Origin of the sequence: Bacteroides cellulolyticus (assembly GCF_025567135.1) — a bacterium.
GTDB classification, from domain to species: Bacteria; Bacteroidota; Bacteroidia; order Bacteroidales; family Bacteroidaceae; genus Phocaeicola; species Phocaeicola cellulolyticus.
The window spans coordinates 332463-349768 of record NZ_JAOQJJ010000001.1; the positions used below are offsets into that span (position 1 = coordinate 332463).

11 protein-coding genes and 1 pseudogene are annotated in these 17306 nt (G+C 41.7%); 8 read left to right on the forward strand and 4 right to left on the reverse strand.

All coding sequences use genetic code 11. From position 1 onward, the window contains the following. The first annotated feature begins 12 nt into the window (after nucleotides 1–12). From OCV82_RS01460 to OCV82_RS01480, 5 genes and pseudogenes are all read left to right on the forward strand, one after another. Complete coding sequence (locus OCV82_RS01460; RefSeq protein ID WP_154042761.1) at nucleotides 13–990, forward strand: SPFH domain-containing protein; 978 nt, start codon at nucleotides 13–15, stop codon at nucleotides 988–990. A gap of 224 nt (nucleotides 991–1214) precedes the next feature. After that, nucleotides 1215–5552 (forward strand): annotated as a pseudogene (locus OCV82_RS01465) (CusA/CzcA family heavy metal efflux RND transporter). Between the two features lie 9 nt (nucleotides 5553–5561). Further along, nucleotides 5562–6473, forward strand: a complete 912-nt coding sequence (locus OCV82_RS01470) for an efflux RND transporter periplasmic adaptor subunit (protein ID WP_154042762.1) — start codon at nucleotides 5562–5564, stop codon at nucleotides 6471–6473. Nucleotides 6474–6482: 9 nt separating this feature from the next. After that, complete coding sequence (locus OCV82_RS01475; RefSeq protein WP_154042763.1) at nucleotides 6483–7526, forward strand: sensor histidine kinase; 1044 nt, start codon at nucleotides 6483–6485, stop codon at nucleotides 7524–7526. Nucleotides 7527–7538: 12 nt separating this feature from the next. After that, nucleotides 7539–8321, forward strand: a complete 783-nt coding sequence (locus tag OCV82_RS01480) for a LytR/AlgR family response regulator transcription factor (RefSeq protein WP_154042764.1) — start codon at nucleotides 7539–7541, stop codon at nucleotides 8319–8321. A gap of 9 nt (nucleotides 8322–8330) precedes the next feature. Here OCV82_RS01480 and OCV82_RS01485 read toward each other — a convergent pair whose 3' ends face one another. After that, nucleotides 8331–9671: a cobyrinate a,c-diamide synthase gene (locus OCV82_RS01485; protein ID WP_154042765.1), complete on the reverse strand. Its 1341-nt coding sequence runs from the start codon at nucleotides 9669–9671 to the stop codon at nucleotides 8331–8333. 184 nt (nucleotides 9672–9855) lie between these two features. Between OCV82_RS01485 and OCV82_RS01490 the strand changes: the two genes are divergently transcribed. After that, complete coding sequence (locus OCV82_RS01490; protein WP_154042766.1) at nucleotides 9856–10659, forward strand: MBL fold metallo-hydrolase; 804 nt, start codon at nucleotides 9856–9858, stop codon at nucleotides 10657–10659. Nucleotides 10660–10664: 5 nt separating this feature from the next. On the opposite strand, the gene OCV82_RS01495 is transcribed toward OCV82_RS01490, so the two are convergent. Genes OCV82_RS01495 through OCV82_RS01505 form a run of 3 tightly spaced genes read right to left on the reverse strand, consistent with a single transcriptional unit; the run spans nucleotide 10665 to nucleotide 13991 of the window. After that, nucleotides 10665–11078, reverse strand: coding sequence for a DUF1893 domain-containing protein (locus OCV82_RS01495; RefSeq protein ID WP_154043070.1), 414 nt, complete (start codon nucleotides 11076–11078; stop codon nucleotides 10665–10667). A gap of 20 nt (nucleotides 11079–11098) precedes the next feature. Beyond that, a complete protein-coding gene (locus OCV82_RS01500; protein ID WP_154042767.1) occupies nucleotides 11099–12475 on the reverse strand; it encodes an aldo/keto reductase in 1377 nt (458 codons plus the stop codon). Nucleotides 12476–12491: 16 nt separating this feature from the next. Continuing rightward, nucleotides 12492–13991, reverse strand: a complete 1500-nt coding sequence (locus tag OCV82_RS01505; protein WP_154042768.1) for a 4Fe-4S binding protein — start codon at nucleotides 13989–13991, stop codon at nucleotides 12492–12494. Between the two features lie 195 nt (nucleotides 13992–14186). On the opposite strand from OCV82_RS01505, the gene OCV82_RS01510 reads away from it, so the two are divergent. Continuing rightward, a complete protein-coding gene (locus tag OCV82_RS01510; RefSeq protein ID WP_154042769.1) occupies nucleotides 14187–14978 on the forward strand; it encodes a M48 family metallopeptidase in 792 nt (263 codons plus the stop codon). A gap of 44 nt (nucleotides 14979–15022) precedes the next feature. Beyond that, nucleotides 15023–17263: a glycoside hydrolase family 20 protein gene (locus OCV82_RS01515; protein ID WP_154042770.1), complete on the forward strand. Its 2241-nt coding sequence runs from the start codon at nucleotides 15023–15025 to the stop codon at nucleotides 17261–17263. The last annotated feature ends 43 nt before the right edge of the window (nucleotides 17264–17306 follow it).

Genomic DNA, 17306 nt, shown 5'->3' on the forward strand with positions numbered 1-17306 from the left:
AAAACATTCATTATGGGAGCTTTGATTATTGTAGGGCTTGTGGCACTTGTTGTGATAGTTTTCGCAGTGCAAGGGCTTAAAATTATCCGACAGGGGGAAACAAAAGTGATTGAGAGATTGGGAAGATACCACAGCACGTTGTCTTCCGGTATAAACATAATATGGCCTATTCTTGACAGACCGAGAAAAGTTTATACACGGTATGTGGTGACCAGAATGAACGGCACTACACAGACACTGATAAGGATGTCGGACGTGATAGACCTTCGTGAACAGGTTTACGATTTCCCGGAACAGAGCGTGATTACCAAAGATAATGTGACTACCAGCATTAACGCATTGCTGTATTTCCAGATTACAGACCCGTTCAAGTCTGTATATGAGATAGAAAACCTGCCTAACGCAATAGAGAAACTTACGCAGACAACTCTACGTAACATTATCGGTGAGCTGGAACTGGACGAAACCTTGACATCGCGTGATACAATCAACTCTCGTCTTCGTGAGGTTCTTGACGAGGCAACAAACAAATGGGGAGTTAAAGTGAACCGTGTGGAACTGCAGGACATCACTCCTCCCGAAAGTGTACGCCGTGCCATGGAACAGCAGATGCAGGCAGAGCGCGAACGCCGTGCAAAGATCCTGAAGGCTGAAGGTGACAAGACATCGAAGATTCTTTATTCCGAAGGAGAAAAGGAAGCTCAGATAAACCAGGCCAAGGCACAGAAAGAATCGCAAATCCTTATGGCTCAGGGCGAGGCTGAAGCTAAAATACTTCAGGCTAAAGCGGAAGCCGAAGCCATTGAGAAAATTGCTGAAGCAATTAAAGGTTCCAGTTCAGACCCTGCTTCTTATCAGATTGCTCTGAAATACATTGAGACACTTAAGGAAATGACAAGCGGAAAGGATAACAAGACCGTTTATATCCCATACGAAGCGACCTCCCTATTAGGCTCTTTGGGAGGCATAAAAGAGATACTTAAAGGATAAACCCACGCTTAATTTAAACGTGCCCGTGTTTGACTTTAAACGTGCCCGCATTCGAAATCAAATGCGGGCACGTTTTTTTTCAGTGAAAACAGAATAAAATTTCACCTCCACAAACAGCCGTTTCACCTACGTTTTTATCAGCCTCGTAAAATACCGACACCGGAACAATGACATAATACATATTTTTGCACTATTATCAGAAATAACATAATCACGCAAAAACTATGTTTAAAAAAATCGTTCATTTCTCTATCAGAAAAAACTGTTCGTGGTTCTCACCACCTTTTTCCTGTTAGCGGGCGGAATCTATTCAATGCTTACGTTGCCAATAGATGCCGTGCCGGACATAACTAACAATCAGGTGCAGATAGTAACTGTATCGCCTACCCTTGCGCCACAGGAAGTGGAACAGCTCATCACATTCCCGATAGAAATCGCCATGAGCAACATCATGAATGTGGAAGAAATCAGATCTGTGTCAAGATTCGGACTTTCGCTCGTTACAGTGGTTTTCAAGGAAGACGTACCGACTCTGGATGCCAGGCAGTTGATTAACGAACAGATACAAACCGTGGCAGGTGAAATCCCGCCAGAATTGGGCACGCCGGAAATGATGCCTATCACTACCGGATTGGGAGAAATATACCAGTATGTACTTAAAGTAGCTCCCGGGTACGAGGACAAATATGATGCCATGGAGCTGCGGACCATCCAGGACTGGATAGTGAAAAGACAGCTCTCAGGAATACCCGGCATAGTGGAGATAAACAGTTTTGGCGGTTATCTGAAACAATACGAGGTGGCTGTTGACCCTGACGCTCTGTATTCACTGAATATCACTATAGGCGAAGTGTTCTCTGCACTCAGCAAGAACAACCAGAATACCGGAGGCAGCTATATAGAAAAGGTGAACCGTGCATACTATATCCGTTCGGAAGGTATGATTAATGACATCAAAGACATAGAACAGATTGTAGTGACCAACCGTGGCGGTATTCCTGTACACGTAGCAGATATAGGTAAAGTGAGATTTGGCGCTCCAAAACGTTTCGGAGCCATGACAAAGGATGGTGAGGGAGAATGTGTGGGCGGCATAGCGATGATGCTTAAAGGCGCAAACGCCAATGTCGTGACAGGGGAACTTGAGAAACGCATGGAGAAGGTCCAGAAGATGCTTCCCGAAGGTGTAAGCGTAGAGCCTTACCTGAACCGTTCTGAGCTTGTAAACAGAAATATATCCACAGTAATAAAGAATCTTATAGAAGGCGCCATAATAGTATTCCTTGTACTGATTATATTCCTCGGAAATGTCAGGGCAGGACTTATCGTGGCATCAATCATTCCTCTTGCCATGCTTTTCGGATTCATCATGATGAGGATATTCGGTGTGTCGGCCAATCTTATGAGTCTTGGGGCCATAGACTTCGGAATTGTGGTGGATGGTTCGATAGTGATACTTGAAGGAATCCTTGCGCATATCTACAGCAAAGGAATGATGGGCAGGACATTCACCCGCGAAGAAATGGATGAAGAGGTCGAGAAAGGTGCGGGCAACGTGGTGAGAAGTGCCACCTTTGCCGTACTTATCATCCTGATAGTGTTTTTCCCTATCCTCACTCTTACAGGAATAGAAGGAAAGTACTTCACCCCTATGGCAAAGACATTGGTGTTCTGTATCATAGGAGCATTACTATTGTCACTGACATACGTACCTATGATGGCATCGCTGTTCCTGAAAAGAACCGTTTCTGTGAAACCTACTCTTGCCAGACTAGTTTTTCTCACGTCTCGCCTATTATTACAAAAAAGCATTGGACTTTTGTCTGAAACACATCTGGGGCACTATCGCTACATCGTTTGTGGCTCTTATAGCATCGCTGTTTCTGTTTACCAAGCTTGGAGCAGAATTTATCCCTACCCTCGATGAAGGAGACTTTGCAATGCAGATGACACTGCCTGCCGGAAGTTCCCTGAGCAAAAGTATCAGTGTCTCGCTTGAAGCAGAGAAGATTCTGAAAGAGAAATTCCCCGAGATAAAGCATGTAGTGACAAAAATAGGTACAGCGGAAGTGCCGACAGACCCTATGGCTGTGGAAGACGCGGACATAATGATTGTGATGAAACCTTTCTCTGAATGGACATCGGCCAAGAGCAGGGACGAAATGGTGGAAAAGATGAAAGCTTCACTCGAAAGTATTGAAGACGTAGAATTCAACTTCAGCCAACCTATCCAGCTCCGTTTCAACGAGCTTATGACAGGCGCTAAAGCTGATATAGCGATAAAACTGTATGGCGAAGACATGGAAGAGCTGTATAGCAAGACCAAAGAGGCAGCTCGGTATGTCGAGCAGATTCCAGGGGCATCGGATGTACTTGTAGAACAGGCTATGGGACTACCACAGCTTTTGGTGAACTATGACAGAGCCAAAATTGCCCGTTATGGTATCGATATTGAGGAGTTGAACACCATAATCCGTACTGCATACGCAGGAGAAACTGCCGGAGTTGTATTCGAAAACGAAAGGCGCTTCGACCTCGTTGTACGTCTTGACAACGAGAAGGTAAAGGATCTGAACATAAACAGACTGTTTGTACGTACTGCCGAGGGTGTACGCATACCGCTGAGTGAAGTAGCCGAGATTTCTTTCCAGAACGGACCTCTTCAGATAAACCGTGACGCTACGAAACGACGTGTGGTAATTGGTGTAAACGTAAGAAATGCGGACATCAAACAAGTGGTATCAAAGATTCAGGAGTCACTGGACAAGAACATAAAGCTCAAACCGGGATATTACTTTGAATACGGAGGGCAGTTCGAAAATCTTCAGAATGCCATCAACACTCTTACTGTTGCGATACCTATAGCGTTGATGCTCATCCTGCTATTGCTGTTTTTCGCATTCAGAAGCGTAATTTATTCGCTTGTGGTATTCTCTACCGTACCATTGTCACTTATCGGTGGTATCGTGGCGTTATGGCTCAGAGGATTGCCGTTCAGTATATCAGCCGGAGTGGGGTTCATTGCCCTGTTCGGGGTGGCAGTATTAAACGGTATTCTTATGATTAACCATTTCAACGATTTAAGAAAGAAAAACGAATACACCATGTGTACGGGAAGTATAATAAGACACGGATGTCCGCATCTGCTGAGACCTGTATTCCTTACCGGACTTGTGGCTTCATTGGGATTTGTGCCTATGGCTATAGCTACATCAGCCGGTGCGGAAGTACAAAGGCCATTGGCTACAGTGGTGATAGGCGGACTGATTGTATCTACAGTTCTGACACTGATTATCATTCCTGTGTTCTATAAACTTGTAAATAATATTTCACACTCGATTATGAGAAAAAAGAATTGCAGAAAGATGAGCGGTACAGCACGAACCATAGCAATGACAGCGATTATCCTGTCATTTGCCGTAGGTGCCAATGCCCAGAGCAGTGAGGCTAAACGAGTAAGCATGGAGGAAGCTATAGAGATTGCACTACAGAACCACCCAAGACTGAAAGTCGCTACTGCCGAGATAGAAAAGTCGAGAGCAACAAGAGGAGAAATATGGGACGGAGGAAGCACTTCTTTCAGCTATGCCTGGGGACAGTTGAACGGTGAGTTCAATAAAGACAATGAAATGAGCATAGAGCAGTCGCTAGGTTCATTCCTGACACCATTCTATAAGAATTCTCTTGTAAAATCGCAGGTCAGTACAGGAGAATACTATCGTAATATGGTTAAAAAGGAAATCATAGCCGAAGTTAAGCGTGCATGGACATATTACCAGTATGCCAACAGCATATACAGTCTGTACAAGCATCAGGATGAGATAGCACAGAGTGGAGATTTGCGCTATTCTCAGGGAGATATCGACCTGACAGAGAAAAACATGATTTCTGCTATGGCTGCAAATATGCGTATCATGCTGCTCCACTGGCAGGAAGAAGTTTCATTGGCAAAGAAAAGGCTGACATGGGTATGCTATTCAGACATTCAGATATTGCCTTCTGACGATTCTCTTGCAATATTCCAGAGCAGTGATACTGATTTATTGCCATCGGCAGACCATCTGAACTATTTCTTGGGAAAAGTGGATGAGCAGAAGAAACTGCTACAGATAGAAAGAAGCAAGTTCTTCCCTGAATTTTCATTCGGATATACACGTCAGAAAATCGCTCCTCTGAAAAACCTTAATTCGTGGATGGTAGGAGTTTCATTCCCGATATTGTTCTTCCCTCAGAAAAGCAGAAGCAAGCAGGCTAAAATCAGTCTGAGAATAGCGGAATGGGAAGCTGACAACAACAGAACCATGCTCAACAATAAGGTGGAAGAGCTGAAAGGCAGACTGAGACAGCAGAAAGAGAGTCTCCAGTACTTCACCGAAGCGGCACTCAATGAGGCAGAGTCGTTACAAAACAGCGCAGTGTCACGTTACGGTGCAAACGAGATAGACATCACTGAATTTGTACAGAGCATCAATTCAGCAAGAGACATAAAGAAATCATATATTGAGACTGTATATAACTACAACGTATCAGTACTCGAACTTGAACTATACACAGATAAATAACATCAAGACATGAAAAAGATATTTTTACCGATTAGCATATTCTCAGCCTTTATCATAATGGGCTGTTCGGGAGAAAACAGTTCATCAAATGAAACAGTAAGTGAAAACATCACTATTGAAGACACTACAGCAAATAGCAATGCGGAATCAGAAGAAACAGACGCCAACACCGGAGCTACACAGGTAATGCCTCCTGTGTCATTCAACGGAGTAATAATAATGCCTCCTAAAATGAGTTCCACACTTACACTGACCATGGGCGGCTCAATACACGAAATATCCGTATTTGAAGGCGACTACGTGAAAAGCGGAGAGATAATAGCCTCGCTAAAAAATCCGGATTTCATTCTTCTGCAGCAGGAATTCCTGACTGCCAATGCACAGACAGAATTCCTGGAAAAAGAATTCAAAAGACAGGAAAAACTTGTCTCTGAAGAGGCTGCATCTGAAAAGAAATTCGAACAGAGCAAGGCAGAATATCTTTCCATGAAGAGCCAGCTGGAAGCATCGAAAGCCAAACTTACACTGCTGGATGTTGACACTGACAAACTTCTGAAGAACGGTATCAAAACGTATCTTGAGGTAAAGGCTCCGATAAGCGGATATGTCACAAATATGAATGTAAATCTTGGAACATATGTAGGTGAAGGAGAATCGGTATGTAAAATCATAAACAAATCGGAAATAATGCTTCTGCTTACAGCATACGAAAAAGATCTTGCACATCTGAACATCGGTGATAATCTGACATTTACTGTAAATGGCATAAAAGATACTACGTTTAATGCAGAAATTACATCTATCGACCAGACTGTAAACACAGAAAACCGATCTATAAACGTATATGCCAAGGTGAAGGAAACAAACAAATTATTCCGCCCGGGCATGTATGTAAATGCGCAACTGAATAAAAATATGTAACTTTGCGGAATGAAATATTTCAGCAGAAACAAATATCATTTACTGGTAAATGCCATTGGGATAACCGTGACATTTACCATGAATTTTCCGGAACTGATAGCGTTATTCAGCCCCGAAGAGGCCAACACTGTATATCCCGGATTAGACTGGACACAGGTTGGCAGCGAAGTTCTGTTCACCTATCTGTCCATTATCATACTGTTCTGGCTCAACAGAATAATTTTCAGGTTCAATGGCGAAAGCATAGAATTAAGTACAAAAAAAGTATTTATCATGTTTTTCCTGGATCTGTTGCTTAACGGAATAATGGGAAAGTGTTTCGTACTTCTTCACAGGGCATACGGCATACCCGCCATAGAAGCCAGTGTACACGTATATACACATCCACTGAGAGATTTCCTTCTGGCAGGAATAATCACCCTGAGCTGTTATCTGATGAACAGAAGCCTGAAAAGCAGAAAGGTGATGATGGAAATGCAACAACTGAAGATAGAGAACATAGCCAACCAGTTTGAAGCATTGAAAAACCAGTTAAACCCACACATGCTTTTCAATTCGCTTAATACACTATATTCACTGATAAGGGAATCACCTGAAAAAGCCCAGGAATATCTGAACGAACTGTCAAAAGTAATGAGATATACCTTGCAGAAAGACAGTGACTCACATTCCATATCAGTAAAAGAAGAAATGGAATTCGTGTATTCCTACATATATCTTCTGAAAATGAGATATGAGGACAATCTTACATTCAAATTCGAAATTGCCGAATCTGAAATGAACAAGAAGCTTCCAAAAATGTCTATACAGTTACTGATAGAGAACGCAGTTAAACACAACGAGATAAGCAACAGACATCCGTTAAGCATAGAAGTCAGAACAAAGAATGATTCCATTGAGGTTTCCAACAGACTACAGCTAAGGAGAGGCACTGTAAGCAGCACGGGCATAGGGCTTAGCAACCTGAGCAACAGATATAAACTGTTATATAAGAAAGATATTGAGATAATTGAAACAGATAACACATTTACTGTTGTTTTACCTCTTATATAAACCAAGACTGATATGAAGATATTTATCATTGAAGATGAAAAAGCAGCACTAAGAAATCTGAAAGCCATATTGGAGGATGTGTGCAGTGAAGCCGAAATAGTTGGCTGTGCTGACAGTATATGCGAAAGTCTGGAGTGGCTGGAAAACAATCCGATGCCCGACCTAATATTTATGGACATACATCTGGCCGACGGCTCTGCATTCGAAATTTTTGACAGTATAGATATAACCTGCCCTATTATTTTCACCACTGCATACGATGAGTATGCCCTGAAAGCTTTCAAGGTAAACAGTATAGACTATCTGCTGAAACCTATCAATGCTGAGGATCTGAAGAAAGCATTTGACAAACTAAAACTGCTTCACACAAATATGCCTTGCAAAGAACAGGAAGCAGCCCAACAGAACAACATGATAAATGAAATAATAAAAAGGCTGAATAAGGAAGAAAACTATAAATCGCATTTCCTTATTCCGGAAAAAGGCGACAGATTCATACCATTGGCTGTAGAATCTATTTTGTTCTTCTATATATCAGACGGACAGGTAAAGGCAGTCAATGCTGACGGAAAGCAATATCCTTCCACTCTTTCACTGGACGAACTTACGGAAATGCTGAATCCAAAACTTTTCTTCAGGGCAAACCGCCAGTTTCTCATTTCAAGAAAAGCAATAAAGGACATCAGCCTGTGGTTTAACGGACGTCTGGTAATAAACCTGAACATTCCAATGGACTTGAAGGATAAAATCATTATAAGCAAGGCTAAGGCCTCAGAATTTAAGGAATGGTTCTGATTTTGACTGTCATTTCCACAGCTTCATAATATCGGTTTCACCCCAATACCAATGGGTGAAGCCTGCTATCACATTCTTATATCTGTAAACCGGAGTACCGGCATCATTGCCACGTGTATTATTCACTGTCAGACACTTGATATCACGCAGTTCTGTTTTATCATCAATACCGAAAGAAGAATACCGGAATTCATGACCTTTAAGAGATATACCATTCAAATCTAAAGAACGGTATCCTGTATGCAGGCAGGAATCTTTCATTGTACAATGAAACGGAAACACGCCACTCATTTCGTATGCACTGCCACCATCGCGTACCGTCAGAGAGCTTGACAATAAAACCAAACCACCACACTCTGCCAATAAATGTCCACCGTTTTCAGCATATTCCTTCAATTGTTTCATAAAAGGTTTTCTTCTGTGTAATTGGCGTGCATAAAATTCGGGATAACCTCCTGGGATATACACAAGATCAGCTTCCGGAAGATTATTTCCGTACAGCGGACTGAAAAAAGTAATTGTACCTAAAGCCGATAGACAGTCAAGATTTTCCTTATATATCTGGTTAAATGCAGAATCGCGCGCAATCGCTATACGATATTTCCTTGGACTATAGAATTGGTATGCGGTTTCTTCTACATCGGAAGTATATGGTAACGTATATTCACATGGGAAAATACGTGTACACATTTTCAAAATACGGTCTATATCCATATTTTGCTCTATATAAACCGACACCTTTTCTGAAATCTCGTCTATTTCAGCCCTTACGGTCTGTGTATATGCTGAATGACGCGAAGGAAGTTTTAAGGTATCATCAAACGGAATATATCCCAGAGTGTGCAGCCCTGCATCGTTACAGGCATCCTTTAAATAAGAAAAATGCGTAGGAGATGACACTTGAGTGAAAACTACACCAACAATCCTTACCTGAGGACGGAAGAACTTATATCCATAAAGCATCGGAGCAATGGAATATGCAGCAGATCTGGCATTGACAACCAATATTACAGGAACTGAAAGAAGTTGCGAAATCTCCGCACTACTGCCTTGCATTCTCTTATATCCGTCAAACAATGCTGAATTACCTTCTATGACACTCACATCTGACTTCTCTCCATATTTGTTATACACATACTGGAGATGTGTCCGTCCTGCAAACCATGAGTCAAGATTTACAGAATCTGTTCCTGAAGAAATGGCATGCAATTGTGTATCCATAAAATCGGGACCACACTTGAACGGCTGCACCTTTATCCCCCTCTTTCTCAAGGCACGAAGAAGCCCTAAAGCGAAAACTGTCTTTCCGCTCCCGGATGTTGCTCCTCCTATGAGAAATTGTGGTTTCATTCAGTTACAGTCGATTAAAATTGCAGTTGCAAAAGTACAAAAAATATTCTTTCTGCATAGCATTGCCTGATGTCTATACCCATAAATTCAATGTTGCACTAGTTTTTTATGCCTATTTTTTGTAATTTCGCACAACTTTTTTCGACTTCAAAAGTCATAAGAACACAAAATACGAAATAACGATATGAATATAAAGTTTTTAAGCCTTGCCAGTGGAAGTAGCGGAAACTGCTATTATCTGAGCAATGGTAACACGTCCGTATTGATAGATGGTGGGTTGGGAATACGTTCAGTAAAAAAGATTTTTAAGGAACACTGCATAGATTTGAATGAGATTAAAGCCGTATTTGTTACACACGACCATGCTGACCACATCAAGGCTGTAGGCCATCTGGCAGGAAAGCACAACATACCTATATATGCAACACCGGAAGTGCACGAAGGTATGAAAAGAAGCTACTGTATGACTGAAAAGCTGGCCGAGAACATGAAAAGATATATCAGCAAAGGAGAGACTGTCCAGCTGAACGATCTTGAAATTACATGTTTTGAGGTCCCACACGACTCGACAGACAATGTCGGGTATAGCATAAAGATATGCGACAAGGTGTTTACGTTCATAACAGATATAGGACGCATCACTCCTACCGTAGCCCAGTTTGTAAGCATTTCCGACTATCTGGTGATGGAAGCGAACTACGATAAGACTATGCTTGACACAGGGCCTTATCCTACCCACCTGAAAGAAAGAATTGCAAGCGGCAACGGACATTTATGCAACAAGGAACTGGCAGAGTTTATTTCCTGTAATTTTCCTTCACAACTGAAATACCTGTGGCTATGCCATTTAAGCAAAGACAACAATCATCCCGAACTGGCTTTGAAGACAGTAGAAACCGCTTTAAAATCAAAGGATATAATTGTTGGCAGAGATCTGGAAGTTATTCCTTTGAGAAGAACGTCGCCTACAGGAATCTTTGAACTGTAAATATTTCAGGAACGTATTTTGGAAAGAAAATCCGATATAAAAGGCAGCATTTTTTCCGGTTCAGACAGTCCATCGCACAATGTCTCGACAGGGCAACGTCCTGTTCCGTCACGGTTTATAATATAATTTGTCTCTATATCAAAATCGGTAATTACTCCGGCACTGCGCAATAAGGCCAATGCCGGAGTACTTATTATATGTGTATGAAGTCTTGAAACTTTTCCTAAAATCATTAGTGCAGCTGCTCCCTTCCCTACTACCTTATCGGCTATTGAAGCTCCTCCAAGTAATTCAGGCTCAGTCATAAGTATATTATACAAATCTGCTACACCTCTGCGTGAGAATGTCCGCATTTCAGCACCATTGCCTATGACGCACGACCAGCCGCCTTTCTGCAACTCATCTTTCAATGACGACATCTCACCATTCCAAGATTGAATCATAACTTATTTTGCTTTAATGACTCTACAAAACTGTCTATACGATGCAATTCACGAGGAATATTTATATCCTGCGGACAATGCTCTATACATTGTTTGCAGCCAATGCAATGGCTTGCCTGTCTCAGTTTAGGGACACTTCTGTCGTAACCTACAAGATATGCCCTGCGTGCCTTGTCATAATTCTCGTCCTTACTTGACTTCGGTACATTACCTTCGTTGACACACTTGTTGTAGTGAACCAATATGGCAGGAATATCTATACCGTATGGACATGGCATACAGTATTTACAGTCATTGCAAGGCACTGTAGGATATTTCTTTATAAGCTGTGCTGTCTCTTCAAGGAATTCCTTGTCCTCATCTGTAAGATGGACTAATGGAGAGTATGTACGGATATTGTCCTGCAAATGTTCCATATATGTCATACCGCTCAGGACAGTAAGCACCTTATCCCAAGTTCCGGCAAATCGGAAAGCCCAAGACGCGACACTCTCAGTCGGTCTGTTCTGTTTAAACCTGTCAACTATATGTTGTGGGACATTCGACAAACGACCACCAAGCAACGGTTCCATTATTATTGCCTGAATATTACGTTTTTCCAACTCCGCATAAAGATATTCTGCATTTACATTATTTCCTGATGCATGACGCCAGTCAACATAGTTCAACTGTATTTGCACGAAATCCCAATGCACCTTTTCGTGCATGGCAAGTACCTCATCGAACACTTCTTTTGTACCATGGAACGAAAATCCGAGATTACGGATTCTCCCTGCTTTTCTTTCCTCAATGAGATAGTCAAGCATTCCGTTCTCAATATATCTGGCACGGAAAGTCTTTATGCCGCCATTGCCGATGGAATGAAGCAGATAATAGTCGATATAGTCCACCTGAAGTTCCTCGAACGACCTCTTGTACATCTTTATGGAATTCTCGCGCGTATAGTTAGAGAAATTCGACAGCTTTGTTGCTACATAGAACTTATCCCTCGGATGACGTTTAAGAGCTATACCTGTTGATTTTTCCGACCATCCCTGTACATAAACCGGAGACGTGTCGTAATAGTTCACTCCATGCGCCATGGCATAGTCAATAAGCTCATTTACTGCATCCTGATCTATCACATTACCGTCACCTGCCGGAGATTTAAGTGTAGGCCATCGCATACAGCCATATCCCAGCAATGAGACCTTGTCACCACAGCTGGAAGTACGATATGTCATCTTATCCACTGGAACCGGTGATGTAGGGTCTGAAGAGACATTTTCATCAGATTTACCTTTTCCACATCCATAAAACAGTCCGCTAACCGTAGCTGTACTTATCCCTACTATCTTTATAAAATCCCTTCGATTTATATTTTTCTTTTCCATACTACAATCTTTATTATTAAATCATTCTATGGCGTTCATGTCCCTCCACATATATTGCGCTGAAAGGACGTGACGGACAAAGGTTCTCGCATGCTCCACAGCCTATACATCTTTCCACATTGACAGAAGGTATTCTAGGCGAGTTCTTATCGTCTTTATCCCTGCGTATCATCTTTATGGCGGCAGCAGGACAATGACACGCACAGTTACCGCATTCCACTCCATCCTTAACTGCAACACAGTTCTCCATTATGAATACGGCATGTCCTATCTGGGTAGAAGCCTTGTCGGCCAGTGAGATAAGATTTATTGCACCTGTAGGACACACTTCGGAACACTTGGTACATTCCGGACGGCAATAGCCTTTTTCATACGACATTTCAGGCTGCATAAGACGCATAAGGTCCGTTGAAGGACGCAACACCTGATTGGAACATACAGAGACGCACAACTGGCATCCGGTACACTGCTTGGCGAAACTGTTCTTGCTCAATGCTCCCGGAGGAAGTATAGGTGTATTTCTATGAGGAACTTTCTTGTCTATTATTTTTGCAAGTCCGCCGTCAACCTTCATTTCCTGTGCCTTCAATGCACTTCCTGCTGTAATCACTGCAGCAGTTGTAAGAAATGCTCTTCTGGAATTGTCTGTTTCCCCCTTACTATCTGTCTTCACCTCATTTCCCTTGTCCTTACGGAAGCGAGATACATAATGTATAGCATCATGCTTACATGAATCAAGACAATTCATACATGCCACACAACGTGTGTAATCTATGTTATGATTCTTGATGTCGATACATGACGATTTGCACTGTCTGGAACAAAGACGACAGTTCTTACATTTATCTTTGTCTATCTCAATTCTGAAAATAGAGAATCGTGAAATAAAGCCCAATATTGTACCTACCGGACAGATAGTATTGCAATAAGTACGTCCGTTACGCCATGCCAGAACAAATATTGTAATGAAAGTGACTATGGCTATAATAAATGTAGGAAGAGTCTTTATCCAAACCTCTGTAGAATAAAAAGCATAACTTTCTGCACGTTCTGCAAAATATGCCAGGATATTATTGCCAAACTGCCATATCGGAGCCAACAGATTTGAGGCTATCCTTCCGTATGAGCTATATGGCGACAGCAAAGCTACCACCGAGCCTGCTCCTAGAAAAAATGCGGCGATAAATATTGCCAGAACTACATATCTCAGATAAAAGAGTGCCGGCGAATAGGTGAACCTGTTTTTCTTATTCTTACGCATCCCGCCGATACGCGAAATCACATCCTGCATAATTCCTAAAGGACAAATAACGGAACAATATACACGCCCCAGAATTAATGTGAGCAGGAATAAGAATACCAATACCACTGCATTTACAGCAAATAAAGCCGGCATAAACTGAATTTTTGCCATCCAACCAAACCAGGCATGCACTGTCCCGGTAAAATCAAGGAACAATAGTGTTATACAAAGGAAAAACACCAGTGCAAGAATCTGTCTAACTTTTCTCAACATAATATAATAATGTCATTTATATACATATTCATACAAAAGTAGAAATAATAAGAATATTTTTGAAGAATTATACATGCAATGTGTAAGCGACAGGCTCTAATTAGAATGAGTATAGATAATCCGTTCCCACCACATACACTTTGAATAATCGTTTTTTTTTATCATATTTGCCTATAATATTATAATATCAACTTTATGGAAAAGAAATACATCTTTATATTCGCTCTAATATGTCTTCTCACAAGCTGTGGTTCAGTTCCACTGACAGGCAGAAAACAATTATTACTTGTTTCCGATTCTGAGGTTCTGTCGTCAAGCCTCACACAATATAATGATTATATCAAGACTGCACAAAAATCGACATCTTCATCACAAACGGCTATGGTCAAACGTGTAGGTCAGAAGATAGCCGCAGCTACAGAAGAGTATCTCAGACAAGCAGGGATGTCGGACGAGATCAAGAACTTTTCCTGGGAATTCAATCTTGTAGCCGACAAACAGGTCAATGCGTTCTGTATGCCTGGTGGAAAAATTGTGGTTTACGAAGGACTTATGAAACTAGTAGCATCAGACGATGAACTGGCTGTTGTGATAGGTCATGAGGTGGCACATGCCGTAGCTAAACACAGCAATGAAAGAATGAGCCAGCAGATTGCGGCACAATATGGGTCGCAAATACTTTCGGCTGCATTGTCTGAAAAAAGTGCTATGGTAAAAAACGTAGCTGGAACAGTTTACGGAATAGGTGCGCAGTATGGCGTGATGCTTCCTTTCTCAAGAACGCATGAGCTGGAAGCCGACTATATGGGGCTTATACTGATGACAATTGCCGGATATAATCCTGAAGTTGCCGTTAATTTCTGGCAGAAAATGTCGGCACAGTCCGGTGGCGGTGTTCCTGAATTTATGAGCACACACCCAAGTGATGCACACAGAATAAACGAAATAAACAAGATATTGCCAGAACTGAAAAAGTATAAAAAATAAGCTAATACTACCCTGAAAATCCTCAAACCACAAAACCTGATACAATGAAAAAAAGAACAATCTCATTCTTATTGTGCCTGTCGTTCCTAGCAAACTTCAATGTTACGACAGCACAAAATGTAATTCCGCACCCCCAAGAAATGACGGTGAAGGAAGGTAGATTAGAACTGTCCTCTGATTTGGCATTTAAAACAAATCTGACTGGAAAAGAGCTTGATGATATGGTGAGCTATATCAAAACTACTCCATTGAAAATAGACTATTCTGCCGACAACCGTTCGGACAGATTTATTAAAATGGAAACAGTCTCCGACAATAATTTAGGAGACGAAGGATATATTCTCAAAATATCTCCTAATGGCATAGAAATTTCAGCGCAAACATCATCAGGTCTTTTCTACGGCCTGCAGTCTGTATTACAACTGGCAGAAGAGAACGATTACAACTTCATTACTTCTATCGAAATTCTAGACAAACCGCGATTCGAATACCGTGGATTGCATCTTGACGAATCACGACACTTCAGCAGCAAGGAATTCGTAAAGAAACAACTTGATGCGCTGGCACGTTACAAGATGAACCGATTCCACTGGCACCTGACAGACGGAGCCGGATGGAGAATTGAAATAAAAAAATATCCCCGACTTACAAATTTCGCCGCATGGCGCCCATATGAGACATGGAAGGAATGGTGGAATTCTGACAGACATTACTGCAATCAGGACGACGCCAACGCTTACGGAGGCTATTACACACAAGATGATATAAAGGAGATACTTGATTATGCAGAAAAAAGGCACATCACAATAATCCCCGAAATAGAAATGCCCGGTCACTCGGAAGAGGTACTTGCAGCTTATCCCCTATTGTCATGCTCAAACGACATGTACAAGAATTCTGATTTCTGTATAGGCAAAGAAGCCACTTTCGATTTTCTGCAAGACGTACTTGACGAAGTGATTGACCTTTTCCCTTCACATTACATACATATTGGCGGTGATGAAGCAGTAAAGAGCGGATGGAAAACATGTCCTGACTGTTTAAAGAGGATGAAGGAAGAAGGTCTTGACAACATAGATGAGTTGCAAAGCTACATGATACACCGCATAGAACAGTACGTGAACAGCAAAGGACGTGACATCATAGGATGGGATGAAATACTTGAAGGAGGACTTGCTCCAAATGCCACTGTCATGTCATGGCGTGGAGAACAGGGAGGAATTACTGCCGCAAAAGCCGGTCATAAAGTAGTTATGACACCGGGAGAATTTTGCTACCTTGACGGTTATCAGGCAAATCCTTCCACCGAGCCTGAAGCCATTGGCGGTTATCTGACTCTTGAAAAGGTATATTCGTATAACCCTATACCAGCATCATTCAATAGTGAACAGGCAGAAATGATTTTAGGCGTACAGGGTAACGTGTGGAGAGAATACATGCCTACTCTTGAGCATACGGAATATATGATTTATCCGCGTATCCTTGCAATAGCAGAAGTGGGATGGACTATGCCGGAGAATAAGAACTGGAATAATTTCAAAGAACGTGTAAACAATGAAATTCCAAGACTTATAGACAAGGGATTCAACCCTTATACCCTTTCGGCAGATATAGAAACAAGAATACGCATTGATTATGACAAAAAAGAAATAAAAGTTGCCTTGACATGCGAGAAAACCGGTGTAAACATCCATTATACCACCGATGGAACAGAACCCGATGTAAACTCACCTATATATAAAGATTCGCTGACAGTGAAAGGAACAATGAAACTGTCCGCACGCGCATTTGCCAATGGCAAACCTGTAGGTAAAGTTCTCGAAAAAGACATTGATTACCATAAGGCAATAAAGAAGAAAATAACGCTCAAAACCCAATATTCTAAAAACTATCCGGCATCCGGAGAAAGCACCCTTATAGACGGATATCATGGAGGACAAGGTTATAATGACGGGAAATGGCTGGGATTTCTCAATACCGATGTTGACGCTGTTATAGATTTAGGAGAAAAGACCGGCATATCAAATATATCTATTCTTGGAATGCAGGCCAAAGGGCCGTATGTGTGGCTGCCTAAATACATTCAGGTACAGATTTCGAATGACGGTAAGAAATTTAAGGACATGGACACTTTGACACATGATATTCCAACAGACATGGAAGGCGTAATATTCCATGATTTCACATGGGAGGGAAAGGCAACAGCCAGATTTATAAGAATATACGCTAAAGCGGTAGATATAGACGGAGGATGGATTTTCCTGGATGAAATTGTCGTTAAATAAATTCATGACATCAACATAAAAATATTTAAGCCCTAAAGATCAT